The organism is Thalassospira sp. MCCC 1A01428, from assembly GCF_002115825.1.
Lineage (GTDB): Bacteria > Pseudomonadota > Alphaproteobacteria > Rhodospirillales > Thalassospiraceae > Thalassospira.
In genome coordinates, this window is sequence record NZ_JFJZ01000005.1 from 130,136 (window position 1) to 146,380 (window position 16,245).

Here is a 16,245-nt window from a genome sequence, read left to right on the forward strand (position 1 = left end):
CGCCCTGTCAAAAGGGTCATTAGCGCCCCAGTCGCATATGTAAAATCGGAAACGGGTTACCTTCACCGTCATTTTCGGAACGGGCAAAGTCAACGAACCCCAGGTGACGATAAAAACCGGCGGCATCGGGGTTTTGTTCGTTCACATCGACATCGGTAATATTATGCCGTGATATGGCATATTCGACCAAAGCCCGGCCAATGCCCTGCCCCATCCATTGCGGGTCCACAAAAAGCATTTCAATGCGCCCTTCCGCAATGCCGATAAATCCGGTAATATTACCATTCTCATCCTCCGCACAATACAGGTCAACCGCGTCAAAATACTGATCGTGGATCATCACGCGCAGGCGGACGATATCGTCTTCGTCCAAAAATCCGTGCGTGGCCCGCACCGAACTTTCCCATAACCTGATCAGGCGGCTTGGGTCCGCCAAACCGGGTTTTGCAATCAGCATATTGACAGCCTTTGTCCTTGCGATTAATGCCCGGCCTCTCTTTACATGCCGGGTTTCGCCTTCTCAATAAAATCCTTTGTTTACGCCATCAGCTTGCCGCAAAGCGCCGCCATATGGTGCCGCCTTGAGCAGGGAATACGAATATCAATGCAGTTGCCTTATCCATCGAACCTTATTGTCATCACAGGTGGCCCCGGTGCGGGCAAAACCACACTGATCAATCACTTAAATGACCTTGGCTATGAAACCAGCCGGGAGGTAGCCCGAAACGTTATCGAAAACCAGCAGGAACGCGGCGGCAATGCCCTGCCGTGGGAAGACAATGAAGCCTATAGCGGCCTTATGATGCGCGGATCTATCCGCGCATGGCAGGACGGCATGGAGCAAGACCCGCTAAGCGTGTTTTTTGACCGTGGCCTGCCCGATACATTGGCCCATCGCCGTTTATCCAAACTGCCCGATGACCCGACCCTGATGCGGGCGATTGAAACCTATCGCTACCGGCGCACGGTTTTCATCCTGCCGCCCTGGGCTGAAATTTATCAAACCGACACTGCACGCACACAAAACTTCAGCGAAGCCGTCAGAACCTATGTGGTTCTGTATCGCACCTATCTTGAATGCGGCTACGACCCCATCGAAATACGCAAAGGCCCGGTCGAACAACGGGCCGCGCAAATACTATCGCGGTTAAAACTGTGATTAAAAAACAACAAAACAGAATACGAGCAAACAATGCCTGCATCTTTCTATCGTCCTGCCGTTACGGCGGCCCTTGTGGCGGGCTGCCTGATACCCGCGACGACACATGCCACCTGTTACGATTGGCCCTTGCGTGAACGCGGCGGCGAATATGCCTATGACGGCGATACAATTTATGTGCTAATCCCCGGTTTACCGCACGAAATTGCCAAAATGTCGGTGCGCGTACGCGGGGTGGATACCCCCGAAATTCGCGGTAAATGCCCAATGGAAAAAGAACTGGCCAACAAGGCACGCGATTATGCACGGCACAGCCTGAAACAGGCGCAAAAGGTCGAATTTTGCGAACCTGAATGGGGCCGCTATGGCGGGCGTGTCGTGGCATCGGTGCGCATTGATGGCCGCGCGCTGGATCAGGAATTAATCAATAATGGCCTTGCACGCGCCTATGATGGCAAAACAAAACGTGCACCATGGTGTGGTTAATTGCCCCCATAACAAAACCGGCGGCATTCCCTGCCGCCGGTTTTGCATCATGCTTAAAATATCAAGTCAGAAATTACCCGGCGCGCATTGCAAACAGGTCAGCCCGAGATCGCGCCATTTATCGACTACGGATTGCCGGTCATCCACCACCAGCCACGGGGCAAAGCCATCGGCACGGATTTGCTGCAACAAATCTTCCTTAACATCCTCGTCACTGCGATGATCAGCGTCGACCGGACGCAAATAAACCCCGTCAAACGGAATTTCATGCGCCTTTAGCCACGCTTCGGTTCGATCCCGCCAGCCTTCGGGGCGGCCAGTACAAATGACAATCGCCTGTCCGGTGCCATGCAAAATGCGCAACAGCCGTTCAATATCGGCCACCGGCGCGGTCACATCCATCGCGTCAAAAAATGCGTCCCAATATTTAACCGGGCCATGCACCAGATGGCCAAGGGCATCGGCATCGAATTCGGCCAGTGTGCCGTCTACATCAAAAACCACCGCCGGGCGTGGCTGACTGGCAGTTCCTGGCATCAGCGCATCGTTTTCAAAGGTCATTCCATATCCTGTCTGGCGGCATTTGCCTGTTCTGATAAAATCTTATAGGTCCAGCGACCATCTTGCGGCGTGAACAAAACCGGCGTCGCATTCATGATACGCGGGCCATCGGCATCAAACCCGGTTAAATGTAAAATACAGCGCATCACCCCGGAATGACCGACAATTACGGTTAAGCCTTGCGCATCATCATGCCCGGCAAGGGCAATTTTCAACGCCTCACACACCCGTTTACACATATCGTTAAACGGCTCGCCATTTGGAGGGGTTTCAAAACGCGGGCATATTTCAGTAACCGGCCGTCCCTCCAGGTCGCCCCAATGGCGTTCACGCAAGCCACTCAGGATTTCCGCCTGATGGCCGGGCACGGCAAGGGCGGCAGTACGCTGCGCCCGTGACTGGGTGCTGGCATATACGGCCCGCCATTTATGCTGCGCCATCACGGGGGCCACGGAACGTGCCTGTTCCTCGCCTGTAGCATTTAACGGCACGTCGGTCGATCCGGCAATAATGCCGGTGCGATTGGCTTCGGTTTCGCCGTGGCGCATAAAAACAAACGGCACTGTGGGCATGTCATAGTGCCAATAAGGAAAAATCATGTGAAAACCTTACAGATAAAACCGGTCCGATAGCTGTAACCGGCCTTCAAATCCTTCGACAAGGCCGAATTCCTCGGGACGGGTGCAAAATAATGGAACGATCTGTAAGGCATGGCAGTTTTGGGCCAGTTCAACCACATCACGCAAACGCGGATGAACATTCCAGCGGTGAAACTCGCCCTTGCCTTCTGCGACAATCCTGCGGGCCGTTTCTGACATGTGGCCAGTATAAATCACCTTGGCATCCTGCCCCAAACGCCCCTGTTCCTGCCATTTGCGGGTAATGTCGCCCGATGCCCCCCTGGTGCCACACGGCGAATGGCACAATAACAGTTTGGCCTGGGGGTTAAATTCGCGGGCCTTAAGGCTAAGGCGGCGTAAATCGGCAATAGCTTCGGAACTTACAAAATCCTGCCCGCCCGGCGTTAAAACCTGCTGAACCCGGCCATAACAGCGCATGTCCATCGTCCAGTCCGCCAGCCCGTGACGTTCAAACAACAGGGCCATTTCAGCAGCCCGGCCACTGGGTGGAACCGGAAACAGAATTTGCCCGTCAAACCCGGCAACGGCACCTAACAAACCATCAATACGATCACGCTGCGATACATTATCCATGCCATAAGATGCATCACACAAAATCGTCGCTGCATCGGGGGCCTGATCATACAAAAAATAGTCGGATTCCGTGCAAATATCGCCCGTATAAAGCACGCCGCCGCCCACATCAAAATGCAGCCACACCCCGCCAAATGCATGGCCGGTACGCCCGGTGGTAACGGTAACGCCATCGACCTGAATTTCACCAAAAGCAGGCAAAATGTTCACATCGGCCCCCACAGGCAAGGCTTTGGCGGTCACAGCAGTACAATAAATTGGTAAACCGGCCTCGATGGCATAATGCGCAGCGCCGATATGGTCCACATGATCATGTGAAATGAAAACGGCGTTAACTTTGGTCAGCCATGCCGGATCAAACCCCGGTTCATTTTCCAGCCCGTCGCCACAATCAAGCAGCCAGCGCCGGTTTAAAAAATCCAGCCTGATACAGGCCGGAGCTTTTTCGCCCAAGCCCGATAACACACGAATACCCGCCGCCATTATGCAGCCTCCTGGCGTGAAAAGACCCAACCATCGCGGATCGACAATGAAATTTGTTCGCCAATGCGCGCCCGTTGATCGGCATAAACCGGCACGGAATGCTGCCCGTCCAGCCGGACCATCAGGCGAAACCGCCCGCCCAGGTAAACGCAGTCATCCACCATGCCGGCAAGCGTACCCTGTGTATCAACACTGACATCTTCCGGGCGCAAACACAGGCCTAAAACCGGCTCCAAACCATCATTCGACGGCCTGTCGATATTGCCTTGGCCCAAACAGTGATGACTTGCCGCATGACTGATCCGAGCCATTACATCGGCATTCCCGATACGCACGGCACATCGGCCCTCGCCCTGCATCTTTAACTCACCCACCGGCAAAACTGCCCCGGCCCCAACAAAACCGGCAACCATATGATCATTCGGTTCACGGTACAGGGTTTCAGGGGCGGCCATCTGGCGGATATGCCCGCGATCCATCACGGCAATCCGGTCTGCCATCGCCATGGCTTCGGCCTGATCATGGGTTACGTAAATCATGGTGGCGCCAGTCCGGCGATGAAAATCCAGAAAGGCCTGCTGCATGGTTTCGCGCAAATGCACATCCAGGTTCGCCAGCGGTTCATCTAACAACACCGCACGCGGTTCCATCACCAGGCAACGAGCCAGGGCCACACGCTGGCGTTGCCCGCCGCTCAGTTCGGTGGGGGAACGATCCGCATAATCGCCCAGCGACACAATCGCCAACGCCTCGCGAATGCGCTTTTCACGATCCGCGCGCGATAATTTACGCACCTCAAGCGGATACCCCACATTACGTGCCACCGACATATGCGGCCAAAGCGCATAGGACTGAAACACAATGCCCAGGTTACGATCTTCAGGCGCGACCATAATATTTGCTGCGGGGTTGGCGACCGCCTGCCCGGCCAGCGAAATGACACCACCATCGGGTTCTTCGAACCCGGCCAACAGGCGCAACAATGTGGTTTTGCCACAGCCCGATGGCCCCAACAGGGCCACAAATTCACCGTCGGCAATGTTTAGCGACACATTATTAACGGCATGATAGTCACCAAATGTTTTGGTCACATTGCTTAAATTTATGTCTGCCACGGTATAACTCCCTTGGGCAGATGACGCGATGCCAGTTGAAACCCGGTCATCAGGGCAACAACAACGCTCACGACCAGCACAGCCACGGCCGATGCCATGACGCTGTCGCCACTATCATCAAGATTGAAAATCAGAACACCCAGCGTTTCATTGCCTGCCGACCATAAAAGGGCCGAAACAGTCAGTTCGTTAAACGCGGTTAAAAATACCAACAATGCACCTGCGGCAGCCGCAGGTGCGGCAAGGGGCAACAAAATATCGCGTAACCGCCGCCCCACCCCGGCCCCACAAGCCTGGGCGGCTTCTTCCAGTGCGGGGTCCAACTGTAAAAAGCTGTTCATAACCGGGCGCAAGGCAATTACCAAAAACCGCGCCAAATAGGCGACAAAGATAATTGCCAGCGTGCCATACAAACTGACATTCAAAACCGGAATGCGGATAAACAGCAAAATGCACGCGATGGCCAGCACCACGCCAGGCAAGGCATAGGGGATTTCGACCAGCAAATTAATCACGCGGGTTAACGGTGTCGGGCGGCGGACAATAATATAGGCCAGTGGCAAACACACCCCAACCAGCACAATCGCCGCCCCCACCGATAACATCAGACTGTTTTGAAAGGCGCGCATGGTAGCGGGTTGCACAAACAGCACCTGATAAAAGGCATCGAAACTGAAATTATCCAGACCAAGGCGCACGCCAAAAGCAGGCACCAGCGATGTTGCCACCAGCGCCATCAGTGGCACCACCAAAATGGCAACCAGAACGCTCCACAATACAATTTCAATCACAATGCGGCGGCGACCCAGCTTGATGTCTAATGGCCTGCCGACCACGCCCATCAAACGATAATCGCGTTTGCTCAGCAAGCGATGGTGCAAAATCACACCGGCGACCGCAATCACACCAATCAGCATGGCCAGCACCGATACCTCGCCCAGCGCCGAGGGGCCAAAACTGGAAAGTTTACGATAAATAAGGGTGGGCAAGGTAATGTAATTGCCCGGAATGCCCAGCATGGCCTGAATGCCGAAATTACCCAGTGCCGTCACAAAGGCCATGGCCGTGCCCGCAATCAGGCCGGGGCTGGTCAGCGGCAAAATCACCTGCCACCACAGCCGCCCGCCCCGCGCCCCGGCCAGCCGTGCGGCTTCGACCTGTTCGCGCGGTAACAGGCGCAAATTGGCCCGCAGGGTTAAAAATACAATTGAAGCATGCTGAATGCCCAACAACAGGGCAATCCCCTCGGCCGAATAAAGCGGCTGGGCCGACCCCATTGCAGGGGCCATACCAATGGCATTTAAAAGTGCACTGCTTGGCCCGGTTAATTGCACCCAGGCCAGGGCGGTAATTTGCGGCGGGATCATCATCGGGATCATGAAACAAAAAACCAGAGCCGCCTTGGCGCGGATATCTGTCAAGGCCACCAAAAAGGCAAACGCCCCGCCAATCAGCAAGGATATAAGAGTTCCCAATGCCGCCGTGTAAAGACTATGCGCCGTTGCCTGCCATGTCTGGCTGCTTTGCGCCACATCGCGCAAATAATCCAGGCTGGGCGTTCCTTGCACAAACAGGCCTTCGGTCGCCAGGCGAACCATGGGTAAAACCGAAATAATAATTACCGGCACAAACAACAAAGGCAGCAACCGGCCCGAAAACCGGTTGCTTCCCATTTGCAGGCCGGATGCTGCTTTCGCGCGTCCGACAGCCGACATTATTCTGCCCCGAACATCTCTGCGAATTTCTTCTTGTTCGCATCGGCATTTTTAAGGGCCACAGCCGGATCAAATGCCATCAGTTTGATATCCTTGCGCGCCGGGAAACCGGCAGGCAAATCCATGTCGTTACGCGCCGGGATATACCCCATATCCTGCACCAGTTTCTGGCCTTTGCCCGACAGAACAAAGTCGACAAACTTGTGTGCGGTTTCAACATTTTTGGCGGTTTTCAAAATCGCCACCGGTTCGGTCACATAGGTAACGCCTTCGCTGGGGAACACAAAATCAACCGGCGAGCCAGCGGCCTTGCCGCGCAGGGCAAGGAAGTCCACCACAACACCATAAGGCTTTTCACCCGATGCCACAGCCTTGAACGTGCCGCCATTGCCACCTTGCGCCCGGGCATTGTTATCGGCCAGGGCCTGATAATAATCCCAACCCAGATCGGGGTTCTCGGTCAGTGTGGAAAGATGGATCAGGGCCGCACCTGAATAAAGCGGGCTGGGCATGGCAATCTGGTTTTTAAGGGCCGGATCCGCTAGGTCTTTCCACGAAGTCGGCTTTTTGGACACACCGGTATTATAGACAATCCCGGTCGTGATCAGCTTGGTCGAATAATAATAGCCGTCGGCATCATACAGGGCCGGGTCATAGGCATCCGCTTGCGGCGATTTATACGCCTGAAGCTGACCTTGCTGTTTCATGCCTTCGAGCGTGACGGTATCGGCAATCAGCAAAACGTCGGGGCGTGGGTCACCCGCGGCAATTTCGGCCCCCAGTTTTGCCATCAATTTTGTGGTGCCATCGCGCACCCAGTCTACTTCAATATCAGGATACGCCGCCTTAAAGGCATCGACAGTGGTTTGGGCATCCTGGTTGGGCTGGCTGGTATAAAGAACCAGCTTTTCAGCAGCCTGCCCCACGATTGGCAACATCATTGTGGCCGACGCCACGGCAGCAAGAAGAACTTTACGCATGATCAACATCCCCTGGACCAGTTGAAACTTTTGAAGGTTTCGTACGAAAACAACGTGAGGGGGACGCTACCGATATTTTCATAACAGTTGTGTGACAAAGCAAAGAATTAAATGTTTCAACGGCAATTACGGGGTTCTCAGCCGAATTTTTGCGCCGCTATAATCGGGAGCAAACGAAATGGAAACTTTCGTGTGAAAATAGAAAAGGTTTTTAAATGCCCCGTCCCGTGCCGATAGAAAACCGCCGCGATCGCATCGTGTCGCTGGTTAAATCCTGTGGCTTCATGGCAGTCGAGGAACTGGCACGCCGGTTTGACGTTTCTGTTCAAACCATCCGCACCGACCTTCGCGACTTGCAGGAACAGGGCCGCATTTTTCGCCGCCACGGCAAGGCCGGGCCCGCCCCGGTGCCCGATAATACCAGCTATGAAAAACGCGAGGTCTGGAACCGCGATGGCAAACGCGCCCTTGCCGCCAAACTGACCAGCATGATCCCCGAAGGCTGCACCATTGCGATTGGAACAGGCACCACCGCGGAACTGGCGGCATCAAGCCTTGCCCGGCACCGCAACTTAACGGTGTTAACCAACAATCTGCATGTCGTGCTGACCCTGCAAAATGCGCCCGGCGTCACCTTGCGGTTATCGGGGGGGACCATCCGTACGCGCGACCTTGATGTGATCGGTGCTGACAGTGCCGAGTTTTTTGGCTGCTATCGCGCCGATTTTGGCATTGTCAGTGTCGGCGGCATGAGCCCGGATGGCGATTTAATGGATTTCAACATGGACGAAGTACGCGCCAGGCGGGCACTGGTACAGTGTTGCGACCATGCGATTTTGCTGGTTGATGACCGCAAAATGGGCCGCAAGGCCCTGTGCCGCGATGGCCATGCCAGCGATTTTGACACGGTTATTTTAAATGCCGCCCCGTCAGATATATTACAAACAAGGCTGGTGCAAAACCGCACCAGCCTGATTGTTGCGTCCTGATGGGAAATATCGATTACACCGGACCTAAAACCGGGCCTGGATCAGGCACACGCTCCCAACATCATATCCTTGGAAATGGTCAGATCACGTGTAACATGCAGACTTTGGTTACGATCCAGGGCAATCCAGCTGGCGCTTTCGGCATCTAGCGGCTCGGATACCACAATCACCTGATTACCCCGTTTACGGTAATAAAGCGATGGAGGTTTATCATCGCTGGCATAGCGAACTGCACACAGGCTTTCGCCATCACTTAAACAGGCGGTAAAGCGAAACGGGGCTTCGATATCATGCCGGCGCATTGCGCTTTCCACCATTTCAATTGCCTTGCGAACAGCGCGGTGGGCATCAAGCTCCAACCCGAAACTCAGCATCAAATAAAAAATCAGTTCGCTATCGGTCGTGCCCTGGCGCGAACAATAATATTTATCGTCAATCAGGGCTTCGAGCTCGCGACGAACCAGTTTGTAATCGCCAATCTGCCCATTATGCATGAACAGGTATTTGTCATAGGCAAACGGATGACAATTGGACCGGCTGGTGCCTGTCCCCGTCGACGCGCGCACATGCGCAAAGAACAGGCCCGATTCAATATTATGCGCCAGTGATTGCAAATTCGCGTCGTTCCAGGCGGGTAAAATTTCACGATACAAGCCAGGTGTTTGACGGTCTCCGTACCAGCCAATACCAAAACCATCACCGTTGGTTGGCGTCTTGGCTTCCTCCGCATGCAGGCTTTGCGCCACAAGGGAATGTTTGGGTTCAAAAACCAGACTGTCGAGGTAAACAGGTTCCCCGATATAGCTCAGCCAGCGGCACATATAGTTATTCTCCCCGATTTTTACCCGGTATTATCAGGATAAGGTGCCTATCTATGCCGTCAAACTACAGCGCGGTCAATGTTCTATAACCCTTCAAAACAATGGTGCTATGCATGGCAGCCATGTGAAGACAGAAAGAAGTTGCCGGCGAGATACAAACCAGTTCCCACCGCCTGTGCGATCCATAATTAGGAATGCGATAATTGATTAACTTTTTTACGCATCACAAACGGACGCGCGAGAAAAATTCCCAACATCAACCAAAATACCCGTTGATACATTAGCTCATGCGCCATCCCCATAATGGACGCATTTGCCAACACCAACAAAAATCCGCAAAGGTATGGATCAGTACGCCATTTCATCGCTATGAATGTGCGCGTACCCCACATAATCGGTGGAACAAATATAATGATAAACCCAAATAGTCCTGCTTCTGCTAAAATCCATAGAAAGGAATTATGAATTATAAGCGCCCGCTCCGCCAGCGGCAGTGCCAAATCAGACTGACTTTTATAAAACGCACCCAACCCCGCGCCGAAAAACGGATGAGCAAGAAACATCTTCCAGCCCTCAACCACGCTTAAAATGCGGTCACTTTGCACGACGACAAAGTCATTTGAACGCGCGATAGACATAAGGCTTCCATCGCCGATCAAAGATAAAAACTGAGTAATGCCATACAAGAAAAAGACGCAGAAAACGCCAAACAGAAGGGAGCGAACAGTTTTATTTCTATCTATGACCAAAAAAGCTAAAATGAAAACCATAGCCGCGCCAAAAGCTGCTCGGGAAGACGTCAAATAAATGACAGCAAAAATCACACCGGAAGGTATCGCATCTTTCCAGGCTTTATAACCGTCAGACCCCTTATTTCCAAGAAACAAAAACGGCAATGGCAGCACAGAAAGCAAGAAAAATGCATAACTATTAGGATTAGCTAGAAACCCGGACCAACGAGGTCCACTCCAATTCAAAGCTTCCAAAACAGAGCCATCAAAGTATAGTCTTAAAAAATATTCAAGAACAAAAAGAAAGCTAACCGCCGACACTAAAGACTTAGCCGCTGTTCTGATCCCAAATTCACCCCATAATGCAGTCATAAAAGCGCCGACCACAATATAGGAGAATAAAATACCTATCCCGAGAAGACGATTATACAGCGCCCATGCCAAATATCCGAAATGAAAATACCCGATGAAATAGCTTATAACTATCGCAAGGGCCGACGCCAGAAGCCACCAGTTTACTCTTGGATCAAACCAGATATCACGCCATGCTCCACGTTGTATAATAACAAAAACAAACGTCATACCTGCAACAATTGCCAATGGGTCTGCAAGATTAACAGTAAGTTTCCCTGCAGATATTGGAACAGGCAACTGAACCATCATCAAAACAAGAACAACCGGCGTGACGACCCATCCAAGAAATAAAATCAATCTCCGGCTATAACCACTAGCGGAGCGCCCCTTAGATAATCCTTCATTTTTTTCGGGAATTATAAGTTTTAAAATCCAAACAATGAAAAAATTCAATGCCAGAGAAACAATAGTCAGCAAGCCCACGCCTATACCGGCACCGACCCCAAGTGCAGAAGAAATGTTGGCCGCACGAAATGCAAACCCGGCCGAAACTTCCCTGACTCCCCATCCCCCAAAACTGATCGGAAAAGAAGCCCCAAGCATCGTCAAAAGAGCCGCAAAAACGACCTTGGCCGTTAAAATATCCAAGCCTGCCATACCAATTATTAATGCAAGGTATGCCCCCAACATAAAACTATGCATCAGCATAATAATTAATATTATCTTAAGAAATCCACGGCCAAATCCACTCGAAAAGACCAACCTTAGTTCATTTTTCTGACGTTTTGTCAGAAAAAAAACATATACTCCACCGAGGCTGACAACAACGAACAAAAGCATCGATAAAAGCATGACACCAGGAGCATAATCAAAACTGATGCTACCCAAAACAAAGAACGCCGCTGATATTGATGCAATAACCAATACGGCCAGCGAAAAAACCCGCTCCAGTGCAGTTACAAGAACAGATGACTCTGCATCAGCAATGCCTTTTACAAGAACAGTTCTCGACACACTCTGACCAAAAAAATTAAAAAACGCCATTCCAGCCAATATAGAATAGACATTCACTGCATGTGCATGTCGTAAATCTATATTTTGGCCAAACATACCTAAAAATACTTTAAATCTTACACTACTCAAAAATTGATTCAAGAAGACAAAAATTAAAGAAATAAAAAGCCATAAAAGATTAATTTTAGCCATATATGTCAGAGATTTTTCAACGTCTACAAACATAAATATTATTGCAGCAGCGAAAAATACAACTGAAATCTTTAAAAACTTACCCAAAATTCCACCAGAAAATATTTAAAATGAAATTAAATTCAAAACAATTAGCGTCAAAAAATTTTCTTGCTGAAAACGTTTTCCTCATACAATAGAATCTCATTTTCAACAACTTCAATCTTCCCCCGAATCTCGCCTCCCGGCCCCTAAACGAAACCAATATACAATTTGTGCATCGTCAATCCACGACAGATCAAACAGGTCTACTATTTCAAGGGAATTACCAATGTCATTTAATGGCGGGAATTCTCTCTGGAACCAGATCATCATCACGATAACGCTGATAATTCAATTAACATGACATGTTATCATATCGCGACGTGGATATCACTGAGACGCGAATTCATAAAACATCACCGAAACGTAAACGGTTACACTGGTTTTCCAGATCGCAACAACACTTACACCGCAACCAAACCTTTCAGACTACTCCGTCATTGCATCAATACCACCGACAACTAAGCGGAACCGGGAACGTCAACGCGCCAATTTGACTGTCAATATCTAGCAGGTTTTTCTCTGAAAAAACAACAGAATGCGCCAACACTCCCATCATCAGTTTTGCACGTTAAGCACCCCCGAAATATTTGAGAACTCGTTGTTATTCTTACAAATTCTATTGCAATGATTATAGCGATGCTCAATTTCAAATTTTTGGCAAAATCGGAATTTTCGCCTGAATATGACTGCTCCGCACAAGGTTATTGACGTAGCGTCTAACAATGTGCGGGAAGCCCAATTGTGTATCGCACCAACAATTGCGCCTTTGACGAAGAAAACACAAATAAAGCACTTGCCATGTACCCATATTATCCGTATTTTCCGCGCCACAAAGTGAGTCGTGCTGGTGTAGCTCAGCTGGTAGAGCGGCGCATTCGTAATGCGTAGGTCGTAGGTTCAAATCCTATCACCAGCACCACTTTGAACAAAAGACCCGCCCTTACGCAGTAGTCCTGCGTTTTGGCGGGTTTCTTTTTGTCTGATTGGCAAAAATGGTGCGCAATCGACATTCTTTATCCGGCAAGCGAATGAAGCACGAACACCCTGGCCCGCGAAAATGCAGCAACCTCATTAAATAAAAATAATGCTCAGGGACATAGCTGCCCCCCCAATGTAAAGGGCGTTTAACGCATAATGGCCCCCTGTACGGCCATGTCACAAATTGGCGCGATCAGCGTCAATAATGGAAACTTTTTCGCAGCTCTTTCTGGGTCGACTGGCACGACATAAATAGCAGCATCCAACGAACACGGACACAGCCGTAGCTGCGGCGTTGTACCATTCCCTATGTAGCCACTTTGATCCGTGTGGGGCTGATCACCTCAAAATAGATTCGCCCTCAAAAACATCTGACAGGAAACACTTAGCAACCTAAGCCACAATTTGTTGGTCAAACGCCGAAAAGACACCGGAAAACCAGCCAAAAAACAACCTATACGAGTAAAATATAAAAAATATCACAATTAAGATTGTAGCCCGTCATACTTGAGAACAAATACAGCGAGCAACTTTTAGTTGTATTTCAGATCAGGGGAGATTTCGTGGTGGGTGACCTTAACCGTAACAAGTTTCTTGTACCCTTAACCGAGAACGAAACCGCCTTTGCCGAGGCGCTGCAAGATGCACTGGCAAAAGCACTGGGGCACGGCGAACACAAAATAACATCAATCTGGGCCCATCTTGCGCCACCGGTTCGCAAACGATTAGCATGCGATTTTGTCGCAGGTGTCAGCACACATGCCAACAATCATTTCAAAAAAGCACCCGGCACAGCACATTCGACGCAAGGCATAGTGACGCAACCGGTTACAATTGAAGCAATCCCCCCTTGCGCGCCGGTAACAGCCGTTGACGACCTTGATCGGCCTCCTTTTTTCCCCCGTATGCAACCGGACACAACACCGCTCATTCCGCCTCAAAATGGGACTGAAGGCCCATATGTTCGTGGCAATCGTTACGCCGAGCATTTAGCAGAGCGGGCATATGGTCTTGCAACGCCGGTTGAGGTGATACCGGTTGATTTCACGTCTCACCCCGGTTCCGATATTGCGGCAGTGCCAGACCGCCCACATGCCACACGCCCGACATCAATTGAGCCCCGAAAATCAGCTGGTTACGGCAAGGACCAGGCCGCGCAAATTAATGTCACCCGCACCGAAACAGCAATTACAATTGCAGTTAAACCAACAATATCGAAATTAGTGGAAACACCGGCCACACCCGGAATATCAGACGATATTCAGCCATCCGCACCATCCACGCAATCTTTGCACACGGCACATCCCGGCCTGCCGCCAACGGCACCTAATTTCTGGCCCCTGTGGATTGACCAAAAGGACGGCCTGTTGCGCCAATGCCTGAAGCTGATGTCGGGGAATATGGACGATGCCCAGGACGCCCTGTCGGAAGCCATGGTCAAGGCATCGGTTAAATTTGAAGAATCGATGGATGAAATTCGCAATCATCGGGCGTGGCTGTCGCGCATTGTTCATAATGCCTGCATCGATTTGCACCGCCAAAACAAACGCAAGGCCGAATATCATGAAGACGCGCATAGCACCGCTAACGATGCCATGCCGGTCATTTCCCATCGCAATATGACCACACCGGAACAAAACGCCCTGACCGGCGAAATGTTTGCCAATCTGGACAAGGCATTATCCGAACTACCGGAAAAATTGCGTCGTCCGCTTTTGATGCGATGTGTGCAGGATCAAAGTTATGATGAAATCGCTAATCATTTGGGCCTAAGCAACTGCGCCGTTCGCAAACGGGTACAACTTGCCCGGGATCAGTTGCGGGAATGTGAAATTCGCTAAAGCACTTTTCTGATATTAATATTATCGCGCCTCTGCCGGCACATGCGCGAGCAAACGACATCTCCTAAAACAGGCCTAAAACGCCATATGGCGATGGAGCAATCCATCGCCATATCTTTTTGTCATTTATCCGAAGACATAAAGCACGTGGAATTATCCAGCGCGCAACAGTTCCAAACGCTGACAGGCTTCTTTAAAATCAGGAGCAAACAACGTTAATTTCGTTCCCGTTCCCTGCAATTCATATTCGCCAATATTTTCGGTCGGGCAGGAAATGTATTTGGCAACAGGTGCACTTACCAATACCCGCTTACCAAGCTGTTTCGTCAGTTTTTCAATCCGGGATGCTTCATTCGCCGCACGCCCGACAACGGTAAAATCAACCCGTTCCTTAACCCCGACATTGCCATATACGACATCCCCGACATGCATACCCAAACCATAATCAAATTCCGGCAGGCCCTGATCTTCACGGCCAACATTGAGGTTGTCGATATTCATCTGGGCTTCAGCCGCAGCATAAAGGGCGGCATGACAAGCCTGTTCAAGGTCGCCTTCATCATCACGGATCGGGAAAATCGCCAATGTCGCATCGCCGATATAACGTAAAACCTGTCCGCCATGCGCTAAAACTGCACCCGCCGTTGCGGCAAAAAAGCTGTTCATTTGCTCTAAAAACGCGTCATCGCCAACATGGGCGGCCATCGCTGTTGAATTGCGCATATCGGAAAACCAGATCACAGCGCGGGTTTTGGTGCTGTCACCCAGTTTGATTTGCCCGTCCCGAACACGATGACCGGCATCAGACCCCAAATAGGTTTCAAGAATGGTTTTGGTTTCATCATGCATGATACGCATTTTGCAGGTCACAGCGAACCGGCGCTGTATGGCCGACAGGATCGCCAGATCTTCGTCCGTAAACCCGCTTGGGCGGCTAGTAAGGTAGGTCATAAAGATGCGGTTTTCGCCCAGTTCGCTGTCGCGATCGGTGGTAAAAGGCGTTACCAGCGCCAGATAGTCGGTACCGCTAAGTTCACGAAAAGATTTTAAAACCGGAAAATCCAGAATGGCACCAGGACCGATCAAATGACGGCGTAAAAACGTAACACCATTATCGATCATCCATTTCATAGGGCTTTCAACCCAGTCCGGGTTATTTTCACGAACACCAAGATGAAACGAGCGCTCAACCTGACCTGTGGGTTTTGACCAGATATAACTGACCCCTTCATATAGGGGGTGCAAGGTTTTAAAGCCCACCATAACCCGGTCTATCGGCAACCCGGCAGCAACAAGACGCGACACCATACCGGAAATCACTTCGTCGATATCGGTATCCTGTAATGCACTTTCCATCAGCCAATCATTGACAGACCGCACAAACCCGCCGCCCGAAAGAGCCGAATTTGTTCCCGGCAACGATGTCACATTGCCAAAATGCTTGCTCTGCTGCGCCATCGGCACGCTCCGTCCTACATGTTTTCATTTTTGTTACACCGCTTAAATGGTCGAAACACCAAAAAGCGCA

14 protein-coding genes and 1 tRNA gene are annotated in these 16,245 nt (G+C 50.9%); 5 read left to right on the forward strand and 10 right to left on the reverse strand.

The window, feature by feature from the left end:
- Nucleotides 1–19 precede the first annotated feature (19 nt).
- Entirely contained in the window at nucleotides 20–457 is a 438-nt protein-coding gene (locus THS27_RS06345; protein ID WP_085589028.1) for a GNAT family N-acetyltransferase, read from the reverse strand.
- Nucleotides 458–604: 147 nt separating this feature from the next.
- On the opposite strand from THS27_RS06345, the gene THS27_RS06350 reads away from it, so the two are divergent.
- Nucleotides 605–1,159, forward strand: coding sequence for an AAA family ATPase (locus THS27_RS06350; protein ID WP_085589030.1), 555 nt, complete (start codon nucleotides 605–607; stop codon nucleotides 1,157–1,159).
- A 33-nt stretch (nucleotides 1,160–1,192) separates the two neighbouring features.
- Nucleotides 1,193–1,645 (forward strand): thermonuclease family protein, encoded by a 453-nt coding sequence (locus tag THS27_RS06355; protein ID WP_085589032.1) that lies wholly within the window; start codon nucleotides 1,193–1,195, stop codon nucleotides 1,643–1,645.
- Nucleotides 1,646–1,711: 66 nt separating this feature from the next.
- On the opposite strand, the gene THS27_RS06360 is transcribed toward THS27_RS06355, so the two are convergent.
- The 6 genes from THS27_RS06360 to THS27_RS06385 are packed head-to-tail and all read right to left on the reverse strand — an operon-like array spanning nucleotide 1,712 to nucleotide 7,713.
- Nucleotides 1,712–2,206, reverse strand: coding sequence for a polynucleotide kinase (locus THS27_RS06360; protein WP_085589034.1), 495 nt, complete (start codon nucleotides 2,204–2,206; stop codon nucleotides 1,712–1,714).
- Nucleotides 2,203–2,805: a histidine phosphatase family protein gene (locus THS27_RS06365; RefSeq protein WP_085589036.1), complete on the reverse strand. Its 603-nt coding sequence runs from the start codon at nucleotides 2,803–2,805 to the stop codon at nucleotides 2,203–2,205. The genes THS27_RS06360 and THS27_RS06365 overlap by 4 nt, the downstream gene beginning before the upstream one ends.
- Nucleotides 2,806–2,814: 9 nt before the next feature.
- Nucleotides 2,815–3,903 (reverse strand): MBL fold metallo-hydrolase, encoded by a 1,089-nt coding sequence (locus tag THS27_RS06370; protein ID WP_210402841.1) that lies wholly within the window; start codon nucleotides 3,901–3,903, stop codon nucleotides 2,815–2,817.
- Nucleotides 3,903–5,018: an ABC transporter ATP-binding protein gene (locus THS27_RS06375; RefSeq protein WP_085589038.1), complete on the reverse strand. Its 1,116-nt coding sequence runs from the start codon at nucleotides 5,016–5,018 to the stop codon at nucleotides 3,903–3,905. The genes THS27_RS06370 and THS27_RS06375 overlap by 1 nt, the downstream gene beginning before the upstream one ends.
- Nucleotides 5,006–6,733, reverse strand: a complete 1,728-nt coding sequence (locus THS27_RS06380; RefSeq protein WP_085589040.1) for an iron ABC transporter permease — start codon at nucleotides 6,731–6,733, stop codon at nucleotides 5,006–5,008. Before THS27_RS06380 ends, THS27_RS06375 begins: the two co-directional genes overlap by 13 nt.
- A complete protein-coding gene (locus tag THS27_RS06385) occupies nucleotides 6,733–7,713 on the reverse strand; it encodes an ABC transporter substrate-binding protein (protein WP_085589185.1) in 981 nt (326 codons plus the stop codon). Before THS27_RS06385 ends, THS27_RS06380 begins: the two co-directional genes overlap by 1 nt.
- Nucleotides 7,714–7,928: 215 nt before the next feature.
- Here THS27_RS06385 and THS27_RS06390 point away from each other — a divergent pair, with 215 nt between their 5' ends.
- Nucleotides 7,929–8,702: a DeoR/GlpR family DNA-binding transcription regulator gene (locus THS27_RS06390; RefSeq protein ID WP_085589042.1), complete on the forward strand. Its 774-nt coding sequence runs from the start codon at nucleotides 7,929–7,931 to the stop codon at nucleotides 8,700–8,702.
- A gap of 41 nt (nucleotides 8,703–8,743) precedes the next feature.
- Here THS27_RS06390 and THS27_RS06395 read toward each other — a convergent pair whose 3' ends face one another.
- Both THS27_RS06395 and THS27_RS06400 read right to left on the reverse strand, forming a co-directional pair.
- Nucleotides 8,744–9,523: a class II glutamine amidotransferase gene (locus tag THS27_RS06395; protein ID WP_085589044.1), complete on the reverse strand. Its 780-nt coding sequence runs from the start codon at nucleotides 9,521–9,523 to the stop codon at nucleotides 8,744–8,746.
- Between the two features lie 188 nt (nucleotides 9,524–9,711).
- Nucleotides 9,712–11,901: an O-antigen ligase family protein gene (locus THS27_RS06400; RefSeq protein ID WP_139835495.1), complete on the reverse strand. Its 2,190-nt coding sequence runs from the start codon at nucleotides 11,899–11,901 to the stop codon at nucleotides 9,712–9,714.
- An 840-nt stretch (nucleotides 11,902–12,741) separates the two neighbouring features.
- Between THS27_RS06400 and THS27_RS06405 the strand changes: the two genes are divergently transcribed.
- Together THS27_RS06405 and THS27_RS06410 are read left to right on the forward strand one after the other, a co-directional pair.
- Nucleotides 12,742–12,817, forward strand: a tRNA-Thr gene (locus tag THS27_RS06405).
- A gap of 625 nt (nucleotides 12,818–13,442) precedes the next feature.
- Nucleotides 13,443–14,717, forward strand: a complete 1,275-nt coding sequence (locus THS27_RS06410) for an RNA polymerase sigma factor (RefSeq protein WP_139835496.1) — start codon at nucleotides 13,443–13,445, stop codon at nucleotides 14,715–14,717.
- 153 nt (nucleotides 14,718–14,870) lie between these two features.
- Here the strand turns inward: THS27_RS06410 and THS27_RS06415 are convergent, their stop codons facing one another.
- Complete coding sequence (locus THS27_RS06415; protein WP_085589050.1) at nucleotides 14,871–16,175, reverse strand: adenylate/guanylate cyclase domain-containing protein; 1,305 nt, start codon at nucleotides 16,173–16,175, stop codon at nucleotides 14,871–14,873.
- Nucleotides 16,176–16,245 lie beyond the last annotated feature (70 nt).

Excerpts from the sequence above, each read along its gene's own strand:
- THS27_RS06345 (WP_085589028.1), bottom strand. The coding sequence starts at position 457 with ATGCTGATTGCAAAACCCGGTTTGGCGGACCCAAGCCGCCTGATCAGG.
- THS27_RS06350 (WP_085589030.1), top strand. The coding sequence starts at position 605 with ATGCAGTTGCCTTATCCATCGAACCTTATTGTCATCACAGGTGGCCCC.
- THS27_RS06355 (WP_085589032.1), top strand. The coding sequence starts at position 1,193 with ATGCCTGCATCTTTCTATCGTCCTGCCGTTACGGCGGCCCTTGTGGCG.
- THS27_RS06360 (WP_085589034.1), bottom strand. The coding sequence starts at position 2,206 with ATGACCTTTGAAAACGATGCGCTGATGCCAGGAACTGCCAGTCAGCCA.
- THS27_RS06365 (WP_085589036.1), bottom strand. The coding sequence starts at position 2,805 with ATGATTTTTCCTTATTGGCACTATGACATGCCCACAGTGCCGTTTGTT.
- THS27_RS06370 (WP_210402841.1), bottom strand. The coding sequence starts at position 3,903 with ATGGCGGCGGGTATTCGTGTGTTATCGGGCTTGGGCGAAAAAGCTCCG.
- THS27_RS06380 (WP_085589040.1), bottom strand. The coding sequence starts at position 6,733 with ATGTCGGCTGTCGGACGCGCGAAAGCAGCATCCGGCCTGCAAATGGGA.
- THS27_RS06385 (WP_085589185.1), bottom strand. The coding sequence starts at position 7,713 with ATGCGTAAAGTTCTTCTTGCTGCCGTGGCGTCGGCCACAATGATGTTG.
- THS27_RS06390 (WP_085589042.1), top strand. The coding sequence starts at position 7,929 with ATGCCCCGTCCCGTGCCGATAGAAAACCGCCGCGATCGCATCGTGTCG.
- THS27_RS06395 (WP_085589044.1), bottom strand. The coding sequence starts at position 9,523 with ATGTGCCGCTGGCTGAGCTATATCGGGGAACCTGTTTACCTCGACAGT.
- THS27_RS06415 (WP_085589050.1), bottom strand. The coding sequence starts at position 16,175 with ATGGCGCAGCAGAGCAAGCATTTTGGCAATGTGACATCGTTGCCGGGA.